Annotated in this window: 24 protein-coding genes; 4 read left to right on the top strand and 20 right to left on the bottom strand. The window is 31.9% G+C overall.

What is annotated here, in order from left to right:
• Positions 1 to 29: 29 nt before the first annotated feature.
• The 3 genes from A8975_RS02955 to A8975_RS14620 form a co-directional block, all read right to left on the bottom strand.
• Entirely contained in the window at positions 30 to 2,813 is a 2,784-nt protein-coding gene (locus A8975_RS02955) for a sugar-binding domain-containing protein (RefSeq protein ID WP_134198621.1), read from the bottom strand.
• 95 nt (positions 2,814 to 2,908) lie between these two features.
• Positions 2,909 to 4,972 carry a glycosyltransferase family 9 protein gene (locus tag A8975_RS02960; protein WP_134198622.1) on the bottom strand — a complete coding sequence of 688 codons (2,064 nt, stop codon included), beginning with the start codon at positions 4,970 to 4,972 and terminating at the stop codon, positions 2,909 to 2,911.
• 48 nt (positions 4,973 to 5,020) lie between these two features.
• The gene (locus A8975_RS14620) at positions 5,021 to 5,218 is read right to left on the bottom strand and encodes a hypothetical protein (RefSeq protein WP_187347833.1); all 198 of its coding nucleotides are present in this window, start codon (positions 5,216 to 5,218) and stop codon (positions 5,021 to 5,023) included.
• 207 nt (positions 5,219 to 5,425) lie between these two features.
• Between A8975_RS14620 and A8975_RS02970 the strand changes: the two genes are divergently transcribed.
• Positions 5,426 to 6,277 carry a zinc-dependent peptidase gene (locus tag A8975_RS02970; protein ID WP_243832939.1) on the top strand — a complete coding sequence of 284 codons (852 nt, stop codon included), beginning with the start codon at positions 5,426 to 5,428 and terminating at the stop codon, positions 6,275 to 6,277.
• A gap of 77 nt (positions 6,278 to 6,354) precedes the next feature.
• A complete protein-coding gene (locus A8975_RS02975) occupies positions 6,355 to 6,774 on the top strand; it encodes a CBS domain-containing protein (RefSeq protein ID WP_134198623.1) in 420 nt (139 codons plus the stop codon).
• 56 nt (positions 6,775 to 6,830) lie between these two features.
• Here the strand turns inward: A8975_RS02975 and rpe are convergent, their stop codons facing one another.
• From rpe to A8975_RS03030, 11 genes are all read right to left on the bottom strand, one after another.
• A complete protein-coding gene (gene rpe, locus A8975_RS02980) occupies positions 6,831 to 7,493 on the bottom strand; it encodes a ribulose-phosphate 3-epimerase (RefSeq protein ID WP_131505978.1) in 663 nt (220 codons plus the stop codon).
• Positions 7,494 to 7,689: 196 nt separating this feature from the next.
• Positions 7,690 to 8,553, bottom strand: a complete 864-nt coding sequence (locus A8975_RS02985) for an RNA polymerase sigma factor RpoD/SigA (protein WP_053976055.1) — start codon at positions 8,551 to 8,553, stop codon at positions 7,690 to 7,692.
• A gap of 84 nt (positions 8,554 to 8,637) precedes the next feature.
• A complete protein-coding gene (locus tag A8975_RS02990) occupies positions 8,638 to 9,012 on the bottom strand; it encodes a hypothetical protein (protein WP_129759297.1) in 375 nt (124 codons plus the stop codon).
• A gap of 81 nt (positions 9,013 to 9,093) precedes the next feature.
• Positions 9,094 to 10,293 (bottom strand): glutamate-5-semialdehyde dehydrogenase, encoded by a 1,200-nt coding sequence (locus tag A8975_RS02995; protein WP_134198624.1) that lies wholly within the window; start codon positions 10,291 to 10,293, stop codon positions 9,094 to 9,096.
• 12 nt (positions 10,294 to 10,305) lie between these two features.
• Complete coding sequence (proB, locus tag A8975_RS03000; RefSeq protein WP_134198625.1) at positions 10,306 to 11,085, bottom strand: glutamate 5-kinase; 780 nt, start codon at positions 11,083 to 11,085, stop codon at positions 10,306 to 10,308.
• Between the two features lies 1 nt (position 11,086).
• Positions 11,087 to 11,893, bottom strand: coding sequence for a pyrroline-5-carboxylate reductase (proC, locus tag A8975_RS03005; protein ID WP_134198626.1), 807 nt, complete (start codon positions 11,891 to 11,893; stop codon positions 11,087 to 11,089).
• A gap of 379 nt (positions 11,894 to 12,272) precedes the next feature.
• Positions 12,273 to 13,493, bottom strand: a complete 1,221-nt coding sequence (locus A8975_RS03010; protein ID WP_134198627.1) for an outer membrane beta-barrel protein — start codon at positions 13,491 to 13,493, stop codon at positions 12,273 to 12,275.
• A complete protein-coding gene (locus tag A8975_RS03015; RefSeq protein ID WP_134198628.1) occupies positions 13,483 to 14,040 on the bottom strand; it encodes an RNA polymerase sigma factor in 558 nt (185 codons plus the stop codon). Before A8975_RS03015 ends, A8975_RS03010 begins: the two co-directional genes overlap by 11 nt.
• A gap of 45 nt (positions 14,041 to 14,085) precedes the next feature.
• Positions 14,086 to 14,610: a hypothetical protein gene (locus tag A8975_RS03020; RefSeq protein WP_134198629.1), complete on the bottom strand. Its 525-nt coding sequence runs from the start codon at positions 14,608 to 14,610 to the stop codon at positions 14,086 to 14,088.
• Positions 14,604 to 14,801, bottom strand: coding sequence for a hypothetical protein (locus tag A8975_RS03025; RefSeq protein ID WP_134198630.1), 198 nt, complete (start codon positions 14,799 to 14,801; stop codon positions 14,604 to 14,606). Before A8975_RS03025 ends, A8975_RS03020 begins: the two co-directional genes overlap by 7 nt.
• A 113-nt stretch (positions 14,802 to 14,914) precedes the next feature.
• Positions 14,915 to 15,883, bottom strand: a complete 969-nt coding sequence (locus A8975_RS03030) for a hypothetical protein (protein WP_134198631.1) — start codon at positions 15,881 to 15,883, stop codon at positions 14,915 to 14,917.
• Between the two features lie 117 nt (positions 15,884 to 16,000).
• On the opposite strand from A8975_RS03030, the gene A8975_RS03035 reads away from it, so the two are divergent.
• Complete coding sequence (locus A8975_RS03035; RefSeq protein WP_134198632.1) at positions 16,001 to 16,708, top strand: LA_2272 family surface repeat-containing protein; 708 nt, start codon at positions 16,001 to 16,003, stop codon at positions 16,706 to 16,708.
• A gap of 59 nt (positions 16,709 to 16,767) precedes the next feature.
• On the opposite strand, the gene A8975_RS03040 is transcribed toward A8975_RS03035, so the two are convergent.
• From A8975_RS03040 to A8975_RS03060, 5 genes are all read right to left on the bottom strand, one after another.
• A complete protein-coding gene (locus A8975_RS03040; RefSeq protein WP_131505970.1) occupies positions 16,768 to 19,020 on the bottom strand; it encodes a polyribonucleotide nucleotidyltransferase in 2,253 nt (750 codons plus the stop codon).
• A 213-nt stretch (positions 19,021 to 19,233) separates the two neighbouring features.
• Positions 19,234 to 19,503, bottom strand: coding sequence for a 30S ribosomal protein S15 (gene rpsO / locus A8975_RS03045; protein ID WP_129759290.1), 270 nt, complete (start codon positions 19,501 to 19,503; stop codon positions 19,234 to 19,236).
• 124 nt (positions 19,504 to 19,627) lie between these two features.
• Positions 19,628 to 20,485, bottom strand: a complete 858-nt coding sequence (accD, locus tag A8975_RS03050) for an acetyl-CoA carboxylase, carboxyltransferase subunit beta (protein ID WP_129759289.1) — start codon at positions 20,483 to 20,485, stop codon at positions 19,628 to 19,630.
• 39 nt (positions 20,486 to 20,524) lie between these two features.
• Positions 20,525 to 21,592, bottom strand: a complete 1,068-nt coding sequence (gene fbaA, locus A8975_RS03055) for a class II fructose-bisphosphate aldolase (RefSeq protein ID WP_129759288.1) — start codon at positions 21,590 to 21,592, stop codon at positions 20,525 to 20,527.
• A gap of 127 nt (positions 21,593 to 21,719) precedes the next feature.
• Complete coding sequence (locus A8975_RS03060; protein WP_134198633.1) at positions 21,720 to 24,200, bottom strand: BamA/TamA family outer membrane protein; 2,481 nt, start codon at positions 24,198 to 24,200, stop codon at positions 21,720 to 21,722.
• Positions 24,201 to 24,400: 200 nt separating this feature from the next.
• Between A8975_RS03060 and A8975_RS03065 the strand changes: the two genes are divergently transcribed.
• Complete coding sequence (locus A8975_RS03065) at positions 24,401 to 25,120, top strand: TrmH family RNA methyltransferase (RefSeq protein WP_134198634.1); 720 nt, start codon at positions 24,401 to 24,403, stop codon at positions 25,118 to 25,120.
• Position 25,121: 1 nt separating this feature from the next.
• On the opposite strand, the gene A8975_RS03070 is transcribed toward A8975_RS03065, so the two are convergent.
• A complete protein-coding gene (locus A8975_RS03070) occupies positions 25,122 to 25,835 on the bottom strand; it encodes a porin family protein (RefSeq protein ID WP_131505966.1) in 714 nt (237 codons plus the stop codon).
• Position 25,836: the final 1 nt, after the last annotated feature.

Raw genomic sequence — 25,836 nt, forward strand, 5'->3', positions numbered from 1 at the left:
TATTATTTTGTCAAAAAAACGTACAACTTTTAATTGTTGAATAAGGTTTCAAGATCAGAATATTTTAAAGCTTGTTTAGGATGAAAATTATCAGAACTCATATAATTTAAAATAGATTGATAAAGTTGAACTGCCTCAGGAGTTTTAATGGTATTCAAAGGAGACATGCATACAAGTAAATTGCCTTTTCCAACATTGAACTCAAAAATTAAACCTAGTTTATGGTTTCGTTCTAAATTGTCAATAACTTGAACTGTTGGTAAAAATGCTTTGTTGAGCTCATCTAAAATTAGTGGTCTGCTTTCTTTTAGTATTGAAAACCATTGCCAGTTGGTATGATAATCTGTAGGGAAATTATTGAAAATTGGATGCTTTGGGTTTGTGAGAATGCCCAAAGTTCCCGGAGAAATGGGTTTTTTAACAGATTCACTTATACTTTTAAACATTCCATAATTCCAGAAATCTGGAGGAAAATGTCCAGCGACACTTTTAGTTTCAATACTATCGAAGTCTGGAAAAAGCAATACGTTTTTTCCGTTTTTTAAACTAGAAAGAGTTGTTGAATTAAACGTGTTGGTTACTAAAACAGTTTTAGGAATAACAATTTTTTGGTTTGAAGGGTAAACCCAAATAGGATACGAGTTACTATATGATGTATTTGGAATAGTAACATTAAGCGTTAATTTTTTTGCAGTATCAATACCATCTAATTTTAAGGTTAATGTGCCAACATCTAATAGTTCTCCATTAATAAAAGATTGTTTGTCAAAACTGCCTTGTTTAAAAGTGTTTCCGTTTTCATCTTTAATTATCCAGTCAATAACTGTATCAACTATAGTATCAGAATAGTTTGCAATCTTAATTTGTGCCTGAAAACTTTCAGTATTGGTCCAACAGTATTTTGAAAACTCAGCCAGCAAAGTAATATCGTTACAAGATTGTTTCCATGATTCAGTAGTTATAACATTTTTACTTTCCATAAATGCATCTAAAACACCTACAAGAGCAGTACCTTGACCAGGAAAATCTTGTAAGTCCAATAACTGAAATCCAGCCATTCCTTTAGTGCGTAATGCAGCTTCCATCTCAGCTTTATAGCAAATAGCAGACCACGCACCAGATGCTTTTTGAAAACTACTATCCAAATGCTCCATTCCAGATTTTTCTAAGCGTTTTTGAAATACTTGTAAATTACGAGGTTTTAAAACACCAGTGTATTTATCAATTTCATCATAATTGGGATAAATTTGATACTGACCAATCTCATGACTTACTAAAGGAAGTGGCATGTTGTTTACAGCATAATCAAAATTTACCTGCGTTGATGGTGTTGAGGTATTTAATATTCCGCCTTGTTCAGCATCAGCAAAAGCGTGTGTTAATCTTGTGTGTCCTTTAGTAGAATGACCATTTGTAGGAATTCGAGCTCCAACAAAAAATTGCGAATAAGCTCTGGGTTCAAGATATCCAATATTGTTGTTAGAGCCCATAGCATAAAGAGGCCTGCTGTCGTAATTTTTTAAAGCAAGCATTACATTTTCAACCTTGTCGTGACCTCCCCAAATTTCGTTGCCAGGAGAAAACATTACAAACGAAGGATGATTTGCATAAGCTTTTAACATTGCTATGCCTTCTTCTTTTAAATTGTTAGCTATAGTATCAGATTCTAATCCACCCCAAAAAGGTAATTCAACTTGAAGGTACATTCCTGTTTTGTCGGCAGCTATAAATGCAGCTTCAGGAGGACAATAGGTGTGAAATCTATAGTGGTTGATGCTATATTGTTTTGCGATTTTATAAATACGTTCCCAATCCTCAACACTAGTAGGCGTATAACCAGTAAGAGGAAAAACAGCAGCTTCATGTTTACCTCTTAAAAATGTTTTAGTGTTGTTTATGGTGAATTGCGTACCATTTACTGAGAAATTTCGCATACCAAAGCTAACGGTTTTTACATCGTTGCTTTCAGGGTTTAGAATAGTTGCTGTTAATTCATATAAAGGTTGTTCAAACTCACTCCATAGGCTGATGGAATCTTTAAAGACGTATTCTAAAATAGCTTTGTTGTCTTTAATGTTGAATGTTTTAGGTGTTAATTGAGTTGTTTTTCCATCGTGTGATTTCTTAATGTCAAATTGGATATTTAAGTCAGAAAGGTTAAGAGCATTTCCAATTTCAATAGAGACGTCAATTTTCTTTTTATTTATATTAGGATGTACTTGCAAATTGCTAATAAAAGTTTTTGGAGAAGCCTCTAAATACATTTTTCCAATAATGCCATTCCAGTTTGTTTGGGTATCGTCAGAATAGATATGTACATTTCCGTAAGGTGTTAATTTTAAACTGTTGTCTACTTGTATTGTAATAAAATGCTCACCAGGAGTTAGGACTTTAGATACATTGAACTGTTGAGGAGATTGTAGTAGTTTAGAAGAACCAATTAATGTTGAGTCAATCCATACTTTTGAAAATTTTGAGCGTTCTAATACTAACTCTATATGTTTGTTTTTGAAGTGCTCAGGAACGACTATTTTTTTTCTATACCAAGCAATACCTTCATATTTGTAAGGTCTGCTCAAGTGTAAGGTTGTACTGTCATTATTAATAAAACCTTTTTGGTTTGTATCTGTTGTTCCAGGTAAATTGATGGAATCGTTAAGGGTTTTTAAAAACCATTTTTCATTAACACCTAGATTAGATGAGTCGGTTGCGAATTGCCATTGACCTTGAAGGTCCATTAGAGTTCTGGGAGTCTTTTTTTCGCTACAGCTTATAAAAAGTATTGCTACTAAAAGTAAGTAAAGGTTTTTCATTAAATGCGTAATGGTTCGTAATTCAGAAAATGATAGTAAAGTCCTAAATTACTAAATAATACTGCGTTTTGAAACGAAATGGAACCCTTTTTGAATTAAGAAAAACTAGGTATATTGAAGATGATATGTTGTTGTTTCAAAACTTCTAAAACCATATTAAAAGACATGTCATTTTTAGTGGCAACAGATTCTTTTTGTAATAAATCCTCAATTTGGTTTTTCATTGAATCGTTATGATATTCCAATAAAAATTCATTGTCGTATAACTTAATCAAGCAATCTTTATCACTAAAATCAATAACTGTTTGAGGATTAACTTTTAGAGTATTAGGAAGTTCGGGATATGTTTTTTGAAGAAGTTTATAAATAGCTTCCACAACTCTGTTGACTGTTATTGAGTTTAAACAAACTTTATGGTCGCAATTTAAAATCACATCATAGTTACAACGAATATTACAAACGCCTTTTTTACCCCAAATAATTTCATTGTTCTCAGAAAAACTTCCCCAGCTTCCAGGTCCAGTAGGTCCATAAATGCCAACGGTAGGTACATTGTAAGCACCAGCAACATGAGTGATTCCTGCATCATTTCCTATATGAAAAAGAGCTCCAGCCATTGCATTGCCAACATCAATCATTCCGCCTGTTATATATTCTATATGTGGCATTGGTTTGGTAAAATAAGCTTCAATGTCTGGATCGTTTGGGCCTTTTATAATCTTGCAGTTTAGTGTTGGAAAAAGCTCAGAAAGGGTTTCGATAAGTTGAGCATATTTTTCTGTAGGCCATATTTTTAATAAAAAACCAGCTCCATGGTGTAGTACATAATATTTAGGGTTTTCTTTTGAAGTTTTAAAATAAGGAAACCCATCATAGCTATTGTTTATGTCTTTGTGAAGCTTTGAAACTGTATCAATATAATGTGCAATTGAATGCTGTTTTACTTTTTTATGTGTTGGATATTTAAGCGCATGAGGTAAATCGTATCCTCTAAAAGCAGGATAATTACCTAATTCGTAAATATTATCATAGTTGTCTTCTTGTTGTCTTGCGGCTTCTTCATTAACAACTGTAATGCCTTCAAGGTGGTTTGTGAAAAAATCAACCAAACGAGGAGCTACTGCAAAATGTAAACTGTCAGATACTTTAGCTAGTTTTTTAATTGCAGGAATTGAAAAAAAGATATCGCCTAAGCCTCCATAGCTTTTGTAAATTAATACCTTTCCTAAGGTGTTGGTTTTTGTTTTAGGTTTTTTCTTGATATTTTGTTCTGCTCTATTCCAAAATTCATCCAAAATAGTTTTCATTTCGTAAATGGCTTTATCTTTGTTATTTGGATAAAAATCAAATGAAAATGTGCCTATTCTGTCATTTGAAATAATATTACATCCTGATAAAAAGGCTTCTGCAGCCAAACGACCAGAAGGTTCTGGCCATACAGGTTGGCAGATAAACGTTTTGGTTTTCCCTAGTATTTTTAAAACCTCTTTGTTGGGTATTGGCTCATGGAAGCTTATATTATCGGGTAGCTCAGTACGTAACTTGTTTTCACCGTAAACTGTAAAATTAATGTTGGGATGTTCTTTAGCATATTCTACATAGGCGTATCCGCCTTTTAAATAATTGAGGTCTCCAAAAAACGGAATCGTGTCTTCAATTTTTTCTTCACTAATTTGTAAATCTTCAACATGTACAGTAGGAGGTTTGATCATGTGGTTTGAAACTGCATCTCCAAAAAAATCAACATGTGCTTTGTAGTGGCTAGGTGATTGAAATGCATTAAACTTTGCATTTGCATATAAATTTCTGTAATGATGAAATTTATCAGGGTTGCAGCAGTTGGTTACTTTTCTGTCAACTGTACATAAAATGTTCCTTCTCACGCAAAAATTATAATCGTATTCAATTTTTATATACAGTGCTTTTGAAGAAATTAAATAATTGATTAATTCTAGTTCATACTGACAACGTGTAATGCTACAAACAATAATTAAATCTGAATTTTGAATATTTCTTTTGGTTGTATCAAAATTTCTAAGGTAGTCTAACGTTACAGAATATTGTCGTTGCTCACCTAAACGGATTAATTGTTTAATAGTCAATTCTGCTCCTCTAGGCGTAGCTAAAGAAGTATCATGTAAAAACAGTACTGAATTCAAATTAGAGGAAAATAAATAAGAAACACTTAAAAGATGTCTATGGAAATATTAGTCATCATAGTACCCATCGTCATAATATCCATCGTCGTAATACCCATCATCATAATAACCGTCACCATAATATCCATCATCAAAACTATCATCATCAGACTCGCTACACGATGATGCTACAGAGGCTGTTATAGAAATAGCAGAAAGAGCTAAAATTGCTTTACCAGATTTTTTAATAAAATGTCTTCTTTTCATAGTAAATGGAGTTTACATTTCTAAATTTAACAAAAAAAATTAAAATGCTTGTTAGTTATATATATAACAACTCATAATTCAATAATCCTTAAAAAAAAGTAATTTGATTTTAAGGGTACTAAAATAGCTGTCATTTTTTTATATTTATAAAACCTAATATTATAGACTCCCTCACAATCTATTCTTATTAACAACGTTATTTTTGAAGTGAATTTACTATTACTTATCGAACAACTAACAACAGGTGGCAAAGTAGTCATTGGTGTTTTCTTTGCTATTTTATTGGGAATGCTTTTTTACTTTGCTTTAAAAATGGCAGAGTTAAGTTATGTGATGAAGCGTAAAAAACCTTTTTATGTTCATTCTCCTTTCTTTTTAAAACAACTTAATGAACCTCAAAAGTTAATACTGCAAAATCAATTTAAGTTTTACAATAAATTAAATTCTAAGTACAAAAAGTATTTTGAGCATCGTGTTGCTTCGTTTATAGCAGATAAAGAGTTTGTTGGAAGAAGCGGGTTGCAAATTACTGAAGAAATGAAAGTCCTTATTTCAGCAACAGCAGTAATGCTTACTTTTGGTTTTAGAGACTTTTATATAGCTTTGGTAAATAATATTTTTATTTATCCAGAAGAGTTTTACTCAACTATTAATGACGATTATCATAAAGGGGAGTTTAATCCTAAATTGCAAACTTTGGTGCTCTCTTGGAAAGATTTTAAAAAAGGCTTTGCTATTGATAATGATAACTTAAACCTTGGTATACATGAGTTTGCTCACGCTATTCATTTAAATAGTATAAAAGAACGTGATGTTAGCTCTACTATTTTTTCTGATTCGTTTAAAGAGCTTACCACATTATTATCTAATGAAGAAACACTTAGAAAAGATTTAATAGCGTCTAAATACTTTAGAGACTATGCTTATACCAACCAGTTTGAGTTTATAGCTGTTATTATTGAAACCTTTATTGAAACTCCTGATGAGTTTAAATCGCTCTTCCCTGAAATTTACGACAAAACCAAACAGATGCTTAATTTTAATTTTGCAGGATATTAGTGGGTTCCAATGACTTTTGTCATGCTTTTTTTGAATAATGGGTTTTATCTTTAATAGTGAATTTAAAACCTAAAAAGATGAAAAAAAGAGCATTAATATCTGAAATAATGACAAAGGATGTCATTACCTTAAACCATAAAGATGATTTAGAAACTGCAGAAAGGTTATTTAAAAGTAATCGTATTAGACATATTCCTGTAGTTAGTGGAGAGCAGATAATAGGAATGTTAAGTTACACAGATTTGTTACGAATTAGTTTTGCCGATGCTGTTGAAGATGATGAGACTTCTGTTGATACAGTAGTTTATAATATGTTTACGATTGAGCAGGTTATGGCTAAAAAGTTAACTAGTGTGTCATCAAACACAACTATTAAAGAAGTTGCTGAAATACTAGCTGAAAAAGAGTTTCATGCATTACCAGTTGTTGATAATGATAAATTAGTAGGAATTGTTACAACTACCGATTTAATAAACTATTTAATTAATCAGTATTAGAGAATAAGTTGTTAATAAAAAAGCTCCTAAATTCAGGAGCTTTTTTTATGTTAAGATTATGAGTTAGCCAACGCTTTCAAATCTTTAATAGTTTCAATTTGATTTTCGCTTTTAAATACATAACTACCTGCGACTAATACGTCAGCTCCAGCGTCAACCAATTGTTTTGCATTTTTATTGGTAACGCCTCCATCAATTTCAATTTTTGTTGAAGCACCTTTTTTGGTAATTAATTCTTTAAGCTGTTTTACTTTATTGTATGTGTTTTCAATAAAACTTTGACCACCAAAACCTGGGTTTACACTCATTAAGCATACTAGGTCAATATCGATTATAGTGTCTTCAAGTACGTTAATATTAGTGTGAGGATTTAATGCTACTCCTGCTTTCATGCCATGTGCTTTTATAGCTTGTAAAGTCCTGTGTAGATGTGTGCAAGCTTCATAATGAACCGTTAGAATATTGCTTCCTAAATCGGCAAAGGTTTTTATGTAGCGATCTGGGTCAACAATCATTAAATGTACATCAATGGTTTTTTTAGCATGTTTTGAAATAGCGTCTAAAACTGGCATTCCAAAAGATATGTTTGGTACAAAAACACCATCCATTATATCTATGTGAAACCAATCGGCATCACTAGTATTAACCATTTCTATATCTCGTTGAAGGTTGGCAAAATCTGCTGCTAAAACAGAAGGAGCAATTAATTTAGAATTCATTGTTGTTGTGTTGTTGAAAGTTTTTGCAAAGATAGAAAAGTCTTTTCATAGTCTCTTCCCTTTGGGAAGGGATTTAGGGATGGACTTAAAAAAATGAACCCAGAGTAATCAGCTCTGGGTTCTTTCATCAATCAAAAAACGAACAGTTATGTGTAACTGTTTGTTACGGTAATTTAGTCGTAATTATCGAGAATTACTAACCTAAATATGTTTTTAATATTTTACTTCTAGAAGTATGTTTAAGTCTTCTAATAGCTTTTTCTTTAATTTGACGTACACGCTCACGAGTAAGATCAAAAGTTTCTCCTATTTCTTCTAAGGTCATTGGGTGTTGATCACCTAAACCAAAGTATAAACGAATAACGTCAGCCTCACGAGGTGTTAAGGTTTCAAGCGCTCTTTCAATCTCAGTGCGTAAAGACTCGTGTAATAAATCTTTGTCAGGATTTGGAGACTCTCCACTTCGTAATACATCATAAAGGTTAGAATCTTCACCTTCAACTAAAGGTGCATCCATACTTACATGACGACCAGAGTTTTTCATAGACTCTTTTACGTCGTTAATAGTCATATCCAATTCCTTTGCGATTTCCTCAGCACTTGGTGGACGTTCATGACTTTGCTCTAAGAATGCAAATGTTTTATTGATTTTATTGATAGATCCAATCTTGTTCAACGGTAAACGAACAATACGAGATTGCTCAGCTAATGCTTGAAGAATAGATTGACGAATCCACCAAACCGCATACGAAATGAATTTGAAACCACGAGTTTCATCAAAACGTTGTGCAGCTTTTATAAGACCTAAATTACCTTCATTAATTAAATCTGGTAATGTTAATCCTTGGTTTTGATATTGCTTTGCTACCGATACAACGAAACGTAAATTAGCTTTAGTTAATTTTTCTAAAGCCACTTGATCTCCTGCTTTAATACGTTGTGCTAATTCTACTTCTTCGTCTGCGGTAATTAAGTCAACTTTTCCAATTTCTTGCAAATATTTGTCTAGCGAAGCTGTTTCTCTGTTAGTAACCTGCTTCGTAATTTTAAGTTGTCTCATCTAATGATCTCCTTTTATTTTTAAGGGTGAATTTTAATGTTGCATATAGTTATACGTACGAAGTGCTTAAAATGTTACAAAAAATTAAATTTTAATTAATTTTTTATCATTTAAGTTAATATCGTCCAACATTTCATTAGTAAACTTGTAGTGACCTCTAGTGGTTATAAGTCTAAATCTGTGCGATTTAAGATTGCTTAAAGTATTTAGAAATAACCATTTTGACTTAAGTAAGTTTGGTTTAGAAGATTTTAAACCAATATCAAAAATGTGCTTTCTGCCTTCTTTTTCAGCAACAATATCAGGAGTTACAACAATGTCACTTCCTTTTTTTGCATAAGATTTTGGCGTCTCATAACCATCAATATCGGCTTTTATGTTTTCAAAACCGTGTTGTTTGAGATAAGTAACTGAGTCGTTTAAAAAGTCTGAATATTTATCTTTATCTGTGTAAATCATAACTAATAATATAATTTTTTTTGCGACAAATGCAAAATTTCAAACCATTTTAACTTTTAAGAAACGCTTGGAGTGCACGATTTATACCCTTACTTGCCCATCACCAAACACATAATATTTATTAGTTACTAACTGCTTTAAGCCTAGTGGTCCTCTATGGTGTAGCTTATCTGTGCTAATTGCTAATTCAGCACCAACTCCCATTTGTCCACCATCTGTAAATCGAGTAGAGGCATTATGGTAAACTGCAGCACTATCAATAGTATTCATAAAATTTAATGCTTCAGTTTTATCTTCGGTAATAATAGCAGCTGAATGTTTTCCTGAATATTTATTAATCATTCTTGTAGCTTCATCAATAGTATCAACTGAAGCAATTAAAAGTTTTAATGCCAAAAATTCTTCATACCATATAGTGTCTTGTGAAACTTCATCTACATTTTTAAGGATATTAGAAACGCTTTTATCTGCAATGATTTCAACCTTATGTTGCTCTAATTTTTGTTTTAGCATCATTAATTTAGTTTCATACTCAGGAAGGTTTTTATTAATAAGTACTTTATCTAAAGCATTGCACCCTGAAATTTTATTGGTTTTGGCATTGATAATTACATTTACCGCTTTACTCCAATCAGCTTTTTCAGAAACATATAAGAAATTATTTCCTCTACCGCTAACCAAAACTGCACAAGTGGCATGAGTTTTTACAAATTCAATTAGTCGTTCTCCACCTCTAGGAACAATTAAGTCTAAAGGTTCTCTTGGGTTTCTTAAAAACTCTTGTGTTTCTTCACGTTTTAGGTGTAGTAGCTTAATCCAATCTTTAGATAAACCGTTTTCAGTTAATGCTTCGTGCCAACACTCTTCTAAAATAATATTACTATTATAGGCTTCTTTACCGCCTTTTAATAAAATTTTATTATTGGCTTTAAAGGCTAATACTGCAGCTTCAATAGTAACATCAGGTCGAGATTCATATATAATAAGAATGGTACCAAATGGAGCAGTGGTGTTAACAATGTTTAGTCCATTCTTTAAGGTTCTATTTGAAATTTCTTGTCCAACAGGATCATCTTGAAGCCTTACTGAATTTACGGCTTCAATCATTTCATCAACTTTTTTGTTATTTACAATTAGACGTTCAAAAAGTGCTTGATCTTCTTTTTGAAAAGCGTCTAAGTCTTTTTTATTGGCTTCAATAATGGCATCGCGTTTACGGTCCAGAATTTTTGCCATCGATTTTAATACCTTGTTTTTAATATTTGTGTTTAAAAGTTTCATTTTTTTGTTTTTTTAGGCACTAATAAATTTAGTTCCTACTTGTTTGTTATTAATTATATCTACAATTACATTTTCGCGCTTACCATTAGCTATGTAAGTTGGTATATCTTTTTTTGCTGTGCCTTTGGCTATTTTTAATTTTGAAGCCATACCACCACGACCTTCACCTTCTTTTTTGTTTGATGCGCAGACGTATTTTTCTACGTTTTGGTTTGTTGTTACTAGGTTTAATTTTCGAGATTCATCGTCATCTGGATGACCAGTATATAAACCATCAGTATCAGATAAAATGATTAATCGATCTGCATCTAACAATTCAGCAACTAAACTAGCTAACTCATCATTATCTGAGAACATTGACATGGTTAAGGATACTGCATCATCTTCATTAGCAATAGGAATAACGCCTTCTGCCAATAAACCTTCGTAACAATTAATCATGTTTTGTCTGTGTTTTCCTGGGTCAAAGTCTCGTTTTGTGGCCAATATTTGAGCGCAACGCATTCCGTAATCATGAAAAATACTGTAGTAATGACGCATCATCCTTGGTTGTCCAACAGCAGAATACACTTGTCGTCTTATTGATTTGTCTTTAATGTTAGTGTCTCCTAAAACCTCCATTCCTGCAATCGCAGAACCTGAAGACACAAGGATTACCATGATATTTTTTTCATATAGTACTGAAATTTGACGTACTAATTCTCTTAGTACTGGTCCTAAAATTCTATTGTCTTTATTTGTTAAAACGTTGGTTCCTACTTTTACAACCACACGTTTAATATCATCGTTCATTTTATTTGTTTTTTCCTAATTCAACTGCTCTGTCAAAGGCTGCATATGCTGCGTCTTGAATAAGCTGTTTTACATTATTATCTTCCATAGAGTCTATTGCTGCTTGTGTTGTTCCTCCTTTAGAGGCCACTTTATCAATCCAGCGTTCTGGTGAAATATCAGATTGATTAAACAATTCAATAGCACCTTCAAAAGTGTTGCTTACTAGAATTTTTGAATCATAATCTGAAAAGCCCATTTTTTGAGCAGCTTCTAACATTGATTGCATAAAATAAAATACGTAAGCTGGTCCACTACCAGAAATACCAGTTGAGGCATCAATGAATTTTTCAGTATCTACATGTATGGATGTTCCTGTAGTATCTAAAAGGTGTCTTACCATGAGAAGTTCTACTCGCGATATAGCTTTAGAACCTGTATATGAGGTTACACCTTTACCAACTTTTGCTGGTAGGTTAGGCATAGTACGTATTACTTTTTTTACACCTAAACCATTTTGGATGGTTTCAATGCTTACACCTGCCATTAGTGATACAAATATTTGTTCACTATTAATTAAGGGTTTCATGTCTTTAAAGAGATCTTCGCAGTGATAAGGTTTTACTGCTAAAAACACAATATCCGATTTTGGTAAACCATCTTCTAAAGAAGTGTATACGTCAAAGTTTGGGTTTTGTCTTAGTGTTTCAATTTTGTTCGGGTCGGTATCGTAGATTCTTAATTTTTGTTTTCCTAATAAAGAAGAATCTACCATTCCTTCTGAATAGGTTAAGCCCATGTTTCCGGCACCTATTACTAATACTTTCATAATTTTGTTTTAGTTAAACTTTACTTGTCAGTGCTTATTAAGCCACAAACACTATGCGATAGTGCCAAACTAAAAACTTGATTTTGAGAATTTTGAAGTTTAAAAAGATTTCCGGGTTTTATTAACAGATGTATAATGTATTAGAAAGATGCTTGAGAATATGTGAATTTCAATAAACAGAAAAAACTATAAAAACTGACACCTTGTCGGTGACAAATAGTGTATTTGCAGGAAGAGAATAATTTAGTAAGGCTTAAAATTGTTTTCTTTTTAAGAAGAAATAGGAATTATCAAGCAAAGAACAAGAGTAATATAAATGGCTGAAATATTTATTAGGAGATACATTTCAGCCATTGTCTTAATTGAGATTTGATTTTTATTAAAACTTATATTCTATTCCTCCAAGTATAGAAATTGTATATGGATAAAAATCAACAGATTCTGAATATGGTTTTAAATGATATTTAAATAAACCTTCTGCATTAAAATAAAAGTTCTTGTATAGTTTGGTTTGAACTCCAAGGCCTGCATTTATAGATATTGTTAAATTAGAAAAATCATTCTTGTTTGAGGTGCTTGAGGTTATATTGTTTTCGGTTATAGATAGTTCAGCATCGCTAATAGCTAAATAACTAGTGCCTCCAATAAAATAGGGAGATATGTTGTTTTGAGTGAATGAATATTTTACTTCAAAAGGAATTTCTAAATACTCAACAGCTTGTTTTGTTAAAGTATTGTTTTCGGTGAAAGTTTGTTGCAATGATAGTTTGTTTATTCCTAGCCTGAGACTTATTTTATTTGAAGGTAAGTAATTAAAGTAAATACCATAACTTAATTGAGTTTGGTCTTGAAATGATTGTTTAAATGCATCATAATAAACTATTGAAACATTAGGGTAAATACTCCATTTAGATTCTTTAGGCTCGTCTGTGATAGAGTCTTTATTAGTTGTTTTATCAGTATTTTCTTTTTTGTGATTTTTTACTAGTTCTTTTTTAGTGTTAGTTGAATCTTTCAAACTACTAGCTAAAGTCTTGTCTTTTTGAATTTTTATTGAATCATTTGTATTGAAATTATAAACTTCGTTTTTATGATTATTAAAAAACTCACTTTTTTTATTGTTTGAAGAGTTTATTGTTGTGTAATTTTGATTTTGTTTAAAGTGTGGGTTTATAGTCTTAGCTGGTTTGTTGTTTTGAGTTTTATTTAATTTAGATTGAGTAGTTGAAGCAGAATGAGTAGAATCTTTATAGTTACTTAAAATGATTTCTTCACTTGCTTGATTGCTATTACTTACATTGGATTGGTTTGTATTTGGTGTACTAGAAAAGTTGGAGTTTTGTTCGTTTTTTTCAATAGTTTTATTATTAATTTCACTATTGTTTTCAAAACCTGATATGTAATCTCTGTTTAAAAATAAAAGAAGAAAAAGAGCAAGCATAATAGTTCCATACCTTAACCAAATTACAATAGGCTTATCTTTTTCTTTGTCTTTTTTTAACTCTACTTCAATTTGTTCCCAAACAGCATTGTTAGGTGAATCATTGAATTCTGATAAGCGTTCTTTAAAAGCTTGACCTATATCTTTTTTAATTCCCATGATGCTTTATTTTATTTTGAGAGCTGTTAATATTGTTTAGTTTTTCTTTCAAAATCAGTTTTGCTCTATGTAAATTCGACTTCGATGTGCTTTCAGTTATAGACAATAATTTTGCGATCTCTTTATGTGAATAATTATCTAATTCATAAAGGTTAAAAACTAACCTATATCTACTAGGAAGCTCTTGAATTAGGCTTAAAATAAAATGTAAAGAGATGTTTAATTCGTCAGTATCTATATGTGTGTCAGGTAAAATTTCTTCTTTAATAACAATATTTATAGCGGTCTCCTTTTTGTACTTGTCAATTGCTTTGTTTATGGTTATACGTTTCATCCATCCTTCAAAAGAACCTTTATTATTAAACTTTTTTATGTTCTTGAAAATTTCTAAAAATGAATCTTGAAGATTGTCTTGTGCTTCTTCTTTATTTCTACAGTACTTTAAACTTAAAATGTATAGATCATCCTTGTAAAGCTCATAGAGTTTACTTTGAGCTTTAATGTCATTTTTTTTACAGGACTTTATAAGTTTATCTAGTTGATTCAATTTAGACTTAAATAGATTTTATTTAAATACCTAACGTAGGTATTTCTATTCATAAAAATAAACTCTTTCTTTGGTAAATCCTCCACAGTCATTGTAAGTGGAGCTCACAGGTAAGTTTTGGTTATTATAATCATAAACTGTGATTCGGTTACAATCTTCTCTATAAGTCATATTATTATTTGATATCCTTTTAATTTTGTTATAGGAAGAAGGAAATAACAAGCTAAAAGGATTTATCAAATTGTCATAGTCGTAGCTTTCAAATATTTCAGAGGTAGCATCATCTATTAAAGTTTTAATATTACCATTAGAATCATAAGTTAATGATATTGAGCTGTTGTTTTGAGGGTTGTTAGGATAGTTGAAGAGCATTTGAGACACTAAATTGTTTGTGTAAACAAATTCTATATAACTATCATCTTCATAGGTTTCCATAGTAATTAATCCATTTTCATACATATAGTTAATTGTATAAGAAACGCCATTTTCATTATTATAAGTTTCACTAATAACTTGATTGTTTGAGTTATACGTGAATTCTTTTATGTAACCTCCTGAAGCTGTTAGCACTGAAACAAAGTTGTTGGAATTATATGATATGTAACATTACTTTCAGGACCAAAATCGGTTAATTCACCATTTTGTGTAATTAATTCTGTTACCATTATCAACTTTGGTTGGTTATCATTTTCATTGCTTTCGCTATTAGAGCAAGAAAAAATGACAGTGACTAATAGTAATAAAATTAAATTATTTTGCATGATTAATGTTTTTGTTGTTTACCTATAGTCTTGATATTAATACAAAGGTTGCGTCAAAAACACAATTTATTTATTAAGCTTTGAGAATGGTAAGTCTCTAAAAAAAGTATAATTTATTCAAAACCTAATAATTCTGTAGCCACAATAAGTTGTTTTAATGCGTCAATTTTAGCAAACAGCTTATTAAAAAATGTGTTTCTCTCTTTTTCTCCAGCAGTGTTTAATAATTTAGAATTCTGTAATTGCTTGTTTAGAAAAATTTCAGCTTCAGTACAAGTATGCTTATCACTAGTTTTATAATAAGAAAGTAAGGTAAATGGTACGTAGAGCATTTGGGTATTAGGTGTGTTGACTAAAACATGGTTATTCATTAAATGCAGCTCGTTGTAGTATAATTTAAACTGGTTTGGGTTTGCAATTAATTTATCTAGTATACGCTGTATCACATCTTTTAATAAATCGCATAATAATATAGCAGTTTTAGTATTGACTTGTCCTGCTTGATGATAAAAATGAATTTGTTTTAAAGTACTATTTATTGAGGTGATATCCCAAATTTCATGAGTGTTTAAGTTGTTGTAAAGGTTGCCTAGTTTTTTACCAGCTTCGATTAAGTTGGGTTTAGGCGCAAAGTTGTTAAAGCTTTTAGTGGCAAATTTTGGGTTTAATAATTTTAACCACACATAGTATTTAAAACAGCTTAACGTATCACCATTTAAATTATAAAATAGCGGAATGTCTTTAGCGGAATATAAAATACTGTTCTCTTTTTGAGTGAGTAACGGTAAAAGCGAATCGTAGGAATCTTTAAAGTAGTTTTCAAGGTCTAGTTCACTTTCAATATGTTTTGTTTTTTCAATACTTACAAATTCTGAAGAAGTAGTTTCAAACAATCTGTCTAAAGACAAATTATAATATCTAGCTAACGCAACACTTTCATCTAACGATAGTTTGCTTTTTAAACTTACTCGCCTGTGAGCAGCATCATAACTAATATCTAATGCAGTAGCAACAGCTTCAATAGTTGAAGTGTTTTTTGGCAATTCGTTTTTTAAATACTCTAAAAAAGTAGTTTGAAACATACTCAAAGCTAATTATATTTTGTGATTATCGCAAAAATAAATTTAATACTTCGTGATTTCATTAATTGTAAATGTGATTATAGCAATAATTTTGACTTGAATTTTAAAACGATAATTATGAAAAACTACATTTTAATTGCTTTTACTTTTTTGGTTTCATTTCAAGGTTTTTGTCAAAATGAAATAGAAGAAAAACGAAACTTACGTTTTCCTGTTTGGATAACACATAGTAAGAATACAGATATTGTAGGATTGTCTTTAGGAGCGTTTCCTACTGATTATGGAAATGATAACAGATTAACAAGAACTTTTGGAGTGCGTTTGGAGGTTTTTCCATTATCTTTTTTTTATTTTTTAGCGCCAAAAACACCCATTTCAAATAATGAAGAGACATATCAATCTTTTATGAATGGACATACAACTCAGCAAATTTATGGGTTAAACCTTTCTACAGGTACATTTGAAGGTATTGATGCTTATGGAGTATCTGTAACTGGTTTTATGCATTATAGTAGAAAAAATAACGGAATCTCTATTGCAGGAATGAGTAATTCTATTGAGAGGGCAAATGGCATAATTATAGGATTTGGTGGAAATGAAGTTTTTCAAGGTAATGGGATTATGCTAGCTAGTGTATGGGGAAATGGAGCAATGCGATTCAATGGTGTGCAAATTAGTGTTGAAAATGTAATTTTTGAAAAAGGTAGAGGTGTTCAAATAGGTTTTTTCAATAGAGCAAAAAACTTTAGAGGAATACAACTTGGTTTATGGAATAAAAATGATAAACGCTCTTTTCCTATTATTAATTGGCAGTTCAAATCATAGAAAAATAAAAAAAGCCTATCATGATTGATAGGCTTTTGTTTTATTAAGAGATTGAAGAATTAATCTTCTTTCTTATCATTTCTAGGTTTTCTGTCATCACGACGGTTGTCACGATTACGATTATCGCGTCCGCGATTATCTCTGTTTCCACCTTTGTTATTATCTCTTGGAGCTCTTTCTTTATAACCTTCAGGTTTTGGTAAAATAGCTTTACGAGATACTTTTTCTTTACGAGTTCTAGGGTCTATACCAAAGTACTTCACATCAAAAATGTCTCCCATGTTAACAACATCGCTAACATTTTCTGTACGTTCCCAAGCCAACTCGCTTACGTGTAATAATACTTCGTTTCCAGGAGCTTCAGTGTATTCTACAACAGCACCAAAGTCAAGCATTTTAATTACTTTTACTTCGTAAATGCTACCAACTTCTGGTTTGAAAAGCATTGCATCGATACGAGCTAAAACAGCATCAATACCTTCTGAACCTACACCTAAAATTTCAACAATACCTTCTTCTGTAACTGGGTCTTCGTTAATAACGATAGTAGTTTCAGTTTCCTTTTGAAGTTCTTGAATGTTTTTTCCACCTGGTCCAATAAGCGCTCCAATAAATTCATTTGGAATACGTCTTGTTACCATTTTTGGTGCATGACCTTTAACATCTGCATTTGGAGTAGCGATAGTGTCAGTAAGTTTTTCTAAGATGTGTAAACGACCATCACGAGCTTGCTTTAATGCTTTAACTAAAATCTCGTATGATAATCCTTTTACTTTAATATCCATTTGGCAAGCAGTGATACCATCAGCAGTTCCTGTAACTTTAAAGTCCATATCACCTAAGTGATCTTCATCTCCTAAAATATCAGATAAAACTGCGTAGTTTCCTGTTTCAGCATCAGAAATTAATCCCATTGCAATACCAGAAACTGGTTTTTTCATTTGAACTCCAGCATCCATAAGTGCCATTGTACCTGCACAAACAGTTGCCATAGAAGACGAACCGTTAGATTCTAATACTTCAGAAACTACACGCACTGTGTATGGGCAATCTTCTGGTACCATTTTCTTAAGTGCACGTTGTGCTAAGTTACCATGTCCTACTTCACGTCGCGATGTACCTCTAATTGGTCTTGCTTCTCCTGTTGAAAAAGGAGGGAAGTTATAGTGTAGGTAAAAACGCTCTTCGCCTTCAAAAGATGGCATGTCTATCATGTTTGCTTCTCTAGATGTTCCTAGAGTAACGGTTGCTAATGCTTGAGTTTCTCCACGAGTAAATATTGAAGAACCATGTGTTGATGGTAAGTAATCTACTTCACACCAAATTGGTCTGATGTCAGTAGTTTTACGACCATCTAAACGTAAACCTTCGTTTAAAGTTAAGTCTCTTACAGCTGCTTTTTCAGCTTTGCTGTAATATTTAGAAACTAAGTCACCAAAGTCTTCAAGTTCTTCTTCAGTAAACGTAGCTACAATTTCTTCTTTAATTTCAGCAAACGCAGCACCTCTTTCATGTTTTGAAGATCCTCCTTTTGCTACAGCATATACTTTGTCGTATGCCATATCATGGATTTTCTTAGCTAAATCTTCATCTTCTCTTTCAGGCTCATATTCGCGAGTTTCTTTTTTGCCAAAAGCTTCAGCTAATCTAATTTGAGCATCACATTGAACTTTAATAGCTTCGTGTGCAGCTTTTATAGCTTCAGTCATTTCTTCTTCAGAAATTTCTTCCATCTCACCTTCAACCATCATTACAGAATCTGCAGAGGCTCCAATTACCATATCGATATCAGACTCGGCTAATTGTGATAAAGAAGGGTTGATAATGAATTCACCATTGATACGTCCTACACGAACTTCAGAAATTGGTGCTTCAAAAGGAATGTCAGATAATTGAATAGCAGCAGAAGCAGCTAAACCTGCCATTGCATCTGGCATTACCTCTGGGTCGTGAGACATTAACTGTATCATTACCTGAGTTTCGCTGTGGTAATCTTTTGGGAACAATGGACGTAACACACGGTCAACTAAACGCATTGTTAATACTTCGCCATCACTTGGTCTTGCTTCTCTTTTAAAGAATCCACCAGGATAACGACCAGCAGCTGCAAATTTTTCGCGATAATCTACCGTAAGTGGTAAAAAATCAACATCGGCAGACTTGTAGTTGGAAACAACTGTACATAATAACATACATTTTCCAGATTGCACCACAACACTACCATGAGCTTGTTTTGCTAATTTTCCGGTTTCGATAGAAATTTCTCTACCATCACCTAGGTCTATGACCTCTTTGTAAGTTTTTGGAATCATAAAATTTTTAATTCTAATACTAATAATACTTGCGCATATTAGTACAATGTTAAACAATGGTCGTTGTGTTGTTGTAGTTGTTGTGTGACCAATGAAAAACCTTTTGCCCCAAACTTTATTTTTGGGATTTAGCTTCTTATTTTACGAATGTTATACTCTTTCGTAAGAGTTGTTTATAAAACAAAAAAGAGGCGCGAAGCCTCTTAATTGTGATTATTTTCTTAATCCTAATTCCTTTACAATAGCACGATATCTCATGATATCCTTTTTAGTTAAGTAGTCTAGTAAAGCACGACGCTTTCCTACTAATTTTACTAACGATCGCTCAGTATTAAAATCTTTACGATTTTGTTTTAAGTGCTCTGTTAAGTGATTAATTCTGTACGTAAATAACGCAATTTGTCCTTCAGCAGAACCAGTATCGTTCTTTCCTTTACCGTGTTTTGCGAAGATTTCTTCTTTTGCTTCTTTTGATAAATACATGCTAATATTATTATAAATGATTGTTATGTATATGAAAGATTTTCTTTCAAGCGGCAAATATAGTGTTTTTTTGTGATTTGCAAGAGAATTAATTAAAAAAGCGAGCCATATGACTCGCTTTTTTTTATGCTCTTAGAGGTTGATTTGTAATCAAATCTATGTAGAGATTTATTTTATTCTTTAAATCTTTTCTATGCGATATAAAATCTAAGAAACCATGTTCTAATAAAAACTCTGAGGTTTGAAAGCCTTCAGGAAGTTCTTGTCCTGTGGTATCTCTTACTACTCTAGGTCCTGCAAAACCAATTAAAGCTCCTGGTTCGCTAATATTAATATCTCCCAACATTGCAAAAGACGCTGTTGTTCCTCCTGTGGTTGGATCGGTACATAATGAGATGTAAGGAATTCCAGCATCGGCTAATTGTGCTAATTTTACTGATGTTTTAGCTAATTGCATTAAAGATAATGCAGCTTCCATCATACGAGCACCACCAGATTTTGAAATAATCATGAATGGTATGTTGTTTTTTAAAGCATAATCAGCAGCACGTGCTATTTTTTCACCCACAACACTTCCCATTGAACCACCAATAAAACTAAAATCCATACAGGCGATAACCAAATCTTTTCCTTTAGATTTTCCTACAGCTGTACGTACTGCATCTTTTAGTTTTGTTTTTTCCTGAGCTGCTTTTAATCGGTCAGGGTATTTTTTGGTATCCTCAAATTTTAAAGGGTCTTTAGACTCTAATTTAGTATCTAATTCTTTGAATTTGTTATCGTCAAAAAGAATTTCAAAATATTCTTTACTACCAATTCTTACATGGTAATCATCTTCAGGACTTACGTAGAAATTCCTTTCTAATTCTTCGGTATCAACAATTTTTCCAGTAGGAGACTTGTACCACAACCCTCTGGGAGTGTCTTTTTTCTCTTCGGTAGTTGTTGTTATACCTTTTGTTTTTCTCTTAAACCAAGACATTAAAATTAATTTTAATTAGAAGTTAGTTAGAGTGCAAAGTTATAAAGTATTTACATTATTTAGGTCTTCAAACGCTTTTTTTAGACGTTCAACAAAAGTGTTTTCTCCTTTTCTTAACCAAACCCTTGGGTCATAGTACTTTTTATTAGGTACATCATCACCTTCAGGATTTCCAATTTGAGATTTTAAATACTCAGCTTTTTCATCCATGTAATCTCTCACTCCACTCATAAATGCATACTGCATATCAGTATCAATGTTCATTTTAATTACTCCATAACCAATAGCTTCTCTAATTTCTTCTACTGTAGAACCTGAACCACCATGGAATACAAAATCAATGTGATTGTGTTCAACACCATATTTTTCAGAAATATATTCTTGAGAGTTTTTTAAGATTTTTGGAGTTAATTTTACGTTTCCAGGTTTGTAAACACCATGAACGTTACCAAAAGCTGCAGCTACTGTAAATTGGCTACTTACTTTGCTTAACTCTTCATAAGCATAAGCAACTTCTTCTGGTTGTGTGTATAATTTTGAATCGTCAACATCAGTATTGTCAACACCATCTTCTTCACCACCTGTAATACCAAGCTCAATTTCTAATGTCATTCCCATTTTGCTCATTCTAGCAAGGTATTGCTTACATATTTCTATGTTTTCTTCTAGAGGTTCTTCACTTAAATCAATCATGTGAGAACTGTAAAGCGGTTTTCCTGTTTCAGCAAAATGTTTTTCACTAGCATCTAGAAGACCATCAATCCAAGGCAATAGTTTTTTTGCACAGTGGTCAGTATGTAAAATTACAGGAACACCATAGGCTTCTGCCATTTGATGAACGTGTTTAGCTCCTGCTATAGATCCAGCAATTGCAGCTTTTTGGTCTTCGTTGCTTAACCCTTTTCCTGCGTTAAATTGTGCGCCTCCATTTGAAAACTGAATGATTACTGGTGCGTTTAATGCAGCAGCAGTTTCCAATACTCCATTTATAGTATTAGAGCCAATAACGTTTACTGCTGGTAGTGCAAAACCTTTTTCTTTGGCTAGTTTAAAAATTTCTTGAACTTCTTTTCCTGTTGCTACTCCAGGTTTGATATTGTGACTCATTTTTTAGTTTTTAAATTGAAATTGTTATTTCAAAAGTAATCAATTTTTGAATAAACAGAGGCTAATTTATAATTAGTTATTCAAAGAAATCAACTAAAACGTTGTAGATTTTAAGGCTTGTGTTTTTTTAGAAAGGATAGTTAATTCCTATGTTGTATACTGCGTTTCCAAAGTTGTAATCGTTAAACCAACGATTGCCTAAACTGTATGAAGGATCGTAAGTTTTAAAGCCAATATCTCCTCTAAGGATAAAGAATTTGAAATCATATCTTAATCCAAAACCAGAACCAATAGCTATGTCTTTTAAAGAGCTAAACCCACTAAATATAGCATCTTCGTCTTCAACATTATCAAATACATTCCAAATATTACCAGCATCAACAAATAAAGCACCATTTAAATTTCCTAAAATATTGAAACGTTGCTCCATACTTAGGTTTATTTTAAAGTTGGCTTCATTAAACTCATTGGTGGTTTTTGAACTTCCAGGTCCTAAGTTGTAGGCTGTCCAAGCTCTATTGTCATTAGGTCCACCAGCAAAGAAACTCTTTGAAAAAGGTATACTGTTTGAGTTTCCGTAAGGAACAGCAATACCAAAGTAACTTCTTACAGCAAATATGTTTTTTTTGCCTAAATCCCAATGTTTTACATAGTCGAACTCACCTTTGATGTATTGAGAAAAGGCAACTCCAAAAATCTCATATTGGTCATTTTCATTTTTATCTGCTCCAGCAAGTTTAGAAAGATTTGACAGTAGGTTTCCCGCAAATTCTAACTTGAATCTTAAAATTGAAAAATCATTGTCAAAAATGTTTTCTCTTCGGTCTTTAGTATAGTTAAAGCTTGAAGAAAAAATAAGGTTGTCCTCAGTTAAACGTTGCTCTCGTTGTGAAATGTTACTTACATCAATATAGTTGTCATCATCAGGAGTTAATGCTGTGTTGTTGTTTAATACGTCTGAAATAAAACCATCAGTTCCTTCAGGATAGGTTAAATTTCCATCTTCATCTAAATAAGAAACATTTGAGTTGTAAGTTTGAGCAATTGTATTTAATCTATTGTATGAGTTTTGATATACACCAAAGTAGTTGGCAGTGTTTAGGTTTTTTACAAATTGAATATTAAAAAGGTCTAGGTTATTGGTAACTTTGGTTGAAGGATACCAATTGTAGTTAAATATTCCATTTAATGTTTGTTTGTCTAAACCTATATTACGCTGACTGGTTGCTCCAAAACTGATACGTGTACTTGGAGTCATGTATTTAGGGATTATTTTTTCGGTATTTGTTGGGAAAAATAATCTTGGTATGGTTAGTCTTAAATTTGCTCCAACCTCATTTATGTCAAAAAACTGGTCTTTTGAATTTCCTGCATCTTTTGAAGCTCCTATCGAACCAAGAGCAGAAATTTCTAGCGTTTCGGCGCCTCTAAATACATTTTTAATATTAAGTCCTGTACTGAAAGAAAACCCAATGGTTTGAATATTACTTTGTGTAACATCAAACCTAAACCCAAGTTTGTATTTTTTTTCAGGCGACAACATTATGTTTACCGTTAATGTTGTGTCATTAGCGTTTTCAATGTAGTCAATGGTTGGATACCTAAATGTGTTAAGGTTACTTAAGTACCTATAGGTTCTTGTTCTGTCAATATCTTTAAAAACATCGCCTTTTGTTATAAAAATAGCGTCAGTTAGTGTTTTGGGTCTGTATTTTAACTTGTCAAAACTGTAAAGGTTAAACCCGTTGTAGTCTGTAGAATCTTTTAAAGTTAAATCTTTGTTTTCAAATTTGTAGTCAGTAAATACATTAACTTCTTTTATCTTGTAAACTTTAAAAGGAACTCTGCTGGTAGAGTCTTCATTTCTTATAGATCTGTTTTTTATAACTAAATCGGTGTTTACTTTTTTATTTGTACCAATTGTATCAATGTCATAAGAAATGTAGTCTTGTCCAAAATGATAAAAGCCTGAGTTTCTTAAAGCGGTTGTCAATCGTTCTCGTTCACCACTAAAGTTGTCTTCAATGTAACGTTCGCCTTTTTTGATTAAAGATCCTTTTTTTAGTTTTTGTTGATAAAGAGAATCTATAATTGGAGTGCTAATTTTAGCATTTAAAGAGTCGATAATGTAAGGGTCTCCAGTTTCTACATTATACGTTACTTTAGCGCGTTGGTCTTCGCCTTTTGCAATTTCATAAGATGTTTTTACATCAAACCAACCATTTCTAAAGTAGTAGTTTTTTAGGTTTGTAGCAGTTTTTTGAGTTTTAACTTCATCAACTATCACAGGAGCTTCACCAGTTTCTTTAAGCCATCGGTTTAAGTTTTTGCGCGACTCGATGTCTTTTTCAAGTTGCTTTCTGGATAGTAATTTAGTTTTCCAAGCTACTTTTCTTGGGTTGTTGTATATTTTTTCCTGTAAAATAGAATCAATATTAGGTCTTGCTAAGTTGTAAATATGAAGTCTTAAAGGAGTTCCCAGTAAAGGCAGTTTCCCGTTAGGTTTTTGGTAGTAAAGGTTGCTAATGTCTTCGGTATTGTTTTTTTTGCCATTAACAATTGTAGAGTTTTCTGTTAAAAGATAATCACTTTTTTTAACCCGTTTCATAACATTACATGACGTTACCAAGCAGGATAAACCTATATAAATAAATATATTTTTAAGTGTTTTATTCAATCAGAAACAATTAAGATTTATTACTTAACCAAATTTACAGTTTTTAATGTTGTGATAGCATAACAAAAATTAGTCCAAAAAAGTATTACTTTGTAATGCTTTAACAATAAAACAAAAGTAAATACATTTTAATGTTAACAAAGAGCCAAATAAAATTAATTACGAGTTTAGGTCAAAAAAAGTTTAGAATACAGCATCAACTTTTTATTGTAGAAGGTGTAAAAGGCATAAAAGAGTTTCTTAATTCTAGTTTAGAACTTCATACCTTATTTACTACCGAAGCTGTTTTTGATACACCAACGCAACAAACAGTTTTAGTAACTGATGCTGAATTGAAAAAACTAAGTGCCTTAAAAACACCTAATACTGCATTGGCTGTTTTTAAAATTCCTAAATCTAACCCTGTAAATGAAAATGCTTTAATAGTGGCTTTAGATGATGTTAGAGATCCTGGTAATTTAGGAACTATCATTAGGCTTTGCGATTGGTTTGGAATTAAAGATCTTTTGTGTAGTAAAGCTACAGTAGATTGTTTTAATACTAAAGTAGTACAGGCAACTATGGGTTCGTTAACGCGTGTTAATGTGAGTTATCTTGATTTGGAAACGTTTTTAGCAAATTCTAAAATGCCAAAATTTGGAACCTTTATGGACGGAAAGAATGTTTATGAAATGGAGTTGCCAAAACAAGGCATTATTGTAATGGGAAATGAGGCTAACGGAATTTCAAAAGCTATTGAACAACTTATCGATCAAAAAATAAGCATTCCAAGGTTTGGAAATCTACAAGCAACCGAAAGCTTAAATGTAGCTACAGCAACTTCAATTTTTTTAAGCGAATTTAAAAGGTAATTTATTGAAATGTAAAGTTAATAAACACACCTCTTGTTTTCATGGTGTGTACATTACTTGTCCAAGGACTATTTGGGTCAGTGTCTCTTACAATTTCATCATTAAAAGCAAAAACACCACGAATTGAAGGTGTGAATTTAAACCAGAATAAGTAAAAATCAATCCCAAAACCAAGCTCATAAAAAGCCATATTTTTTTTGGTTCTAAACTGTCCTACACTATTATCGTCAGGATTTTCTTCGTTACTAGATAGGTTTATTGCAGTGGATACTCCAGCCAATACAAAAGGCTTAAAATTATTAATACGTTTTGTGGATACTTTAAGGAGTAAAGGAAAATGAACGTAGGTAGATTTAACTTCTCTTAATAAATCAGAAGAATTGTACTCTAACCCTTGAAAAGCACTTGGGCTATATTGCAAATTACGTTGCGTAATAAATAAACCTGGTTCAAACCTAAGGTTTAAGTGTTCATTTAATCTTAAGTCAGAAATTAAGCCAACATTAAACCCAGTAGTAGATTCTACAAGAATATCATCCATATCCTGCTCATAGTTGAACTGAAAATCATAACTGTTCAACCCAAGAAAAAATCCCCAACTTAACCGTTGCTTATCAAAGTTCTCGTTGTTTTTTATTTTTTCTTTTGAAAAAAGCTGCGCAGAAGCCGTTTGGCTTACTATTAATAGTACTAAAATTAAAAGCGTTTTTTTCATA

The organism is Meridianimaribacter flavus (assembly GCF_004366715.1).
In the GTDB taxonomy this organism is placed as follows: Bacteria; Bacteroidota; Bacteroidia; order Flavobacteriales; family Flavobacteriaceae; genus Gaetbulibacter_B; species Gaetbulibacter_B jejuensis.

Coding starts and splice junctions, on each gene's coding strand:
- A8975_RS03070 (WP_131505966.1), bottom strand. CDS start 25,835: ATGAAAAAAACGCTTTTAATTTTAGTACTATTAATAGTAAGCCAAACG.
- rpsO (WP_129759290.1), bottom strand. CDS start 19,503: ATGTATTTATCAAAAGAAGCAAAAGAAGAAATCTTCGCAAAACACGGT.
- A8975_RS03040 (WP_131505970.1), bottom strand. CDS start 19,020: ATGATTCCAAAAACTTACAAAGAGGTCATAGACCTAGGTGATGGTAGA.
- A8975_RS02985 (WP_053976055.1), bottom strand. CDS start 8,553: ATGAGACAACTTAAAATTACGAAGCAGGTTACTAACAGAGAAACAGCT.
- proC (WP_134198626.1), bottom strand. CDS start 11,893: ATGAAAGTATTAGTAATAGGTGCCGGAAACATGGGCTTAACCTATTCA.
- accD (WP_129759289.1), bottom strand. CDS start 20,485: ATGTCTTGGTTTAAGAGAAAAACAAAAGGTATAACAACAACTACCGAA.
- A8975_RS03030 (WP_134198631.1), bottom strand. CDS start 15,883: ATGTTTCAAACTACTTTTTTAGAGTATTTAAAAAACGAATTGCCAAAA.
- A8975_RS03060 (WP_134198633.1), bottom strand. CDS start 24,200: ATGAAACGGGTTAAAAAAAGTGATTATCTTTTAACAGAAAACTCTACA.
- A8975_RS02975 (WP_134198623.1), top strand. CDS start 6,355: ATGAAAAAAAGAGCATTAATATCTGAAATAATGACAAAGGATGTCATT.
- A8975_RS14620 (WP_187347833.1), bottom strand. CDS start 5,218: ATGAAAAGAAGACATTTTATTAAAAAATCTGGTAAAGCAATTTTAGCT.
- rpe (WP_131505978.1), bottom strand. CDS start 7,493: ATGAATTCTAAATTAATTGCTCCTTCTGTTTTAGCAGCAGATTTTGCC.
- A8975_RS02955 (WP_134198621.1), bottom strand. CDS start 2,813: ATGAAAAACCTTTACTTACTTTTAGTAGCAATACTTTTTATAAGCTGT.
- A8975_RS02995 (WP_134198624.1), bottom strand. CDS start 10,293: ATGAAACTTTTAAACACAAATATTAAAAACAAGGTATTAAAATCGATG.
- fbaA (WP_129759288.1), bottom strand. CDS start 21,592: ATGAGTCACAATATCAAACCTGGAGTAGCAACAGGAAAAGAAGTTCAA.
- A8975_RS03065 (WP_134198634.1), top strand. CDS start 24,401: ATGTTAACAAAGAGCCAAATAAAATTAATTACGAGTTTAGGTCAAAAA.
- A8975_RS03035 (WP_134198632.1), top strand. CDS start 16,001: ATGAAAAACTACATTTTAATTGCTTTTACTTTTTTGGTTTCATTTCAA.
- A8975_RS03010 (WP_134198627.1), bottom strand. CDS start 13,493: ATGGGAATTAAAAAAGATATAGGTCAAGCTTTTAAAGAACGCTTATCA.
- A8975_RS03025 (WP_134198630.1), bottom strand. CDS start 14,801: ATGCAAAATAATTTAATTTTATTACTATTAGTCACTGTCATTTTTTCT.
- proB (WP_134198625.1), bottom strand. CDS start 11,085: ATGAACGATGATATTAAACGTGTGGTTGTAAAAGTAGGAACCAACGTT.
- A8975_RS02990 (WP_129759297.1), bottom strand. CDS start 9,012: ATGATTTACACAGATAAAGATAAATATTCAGACTTTTTAAACGACTCA.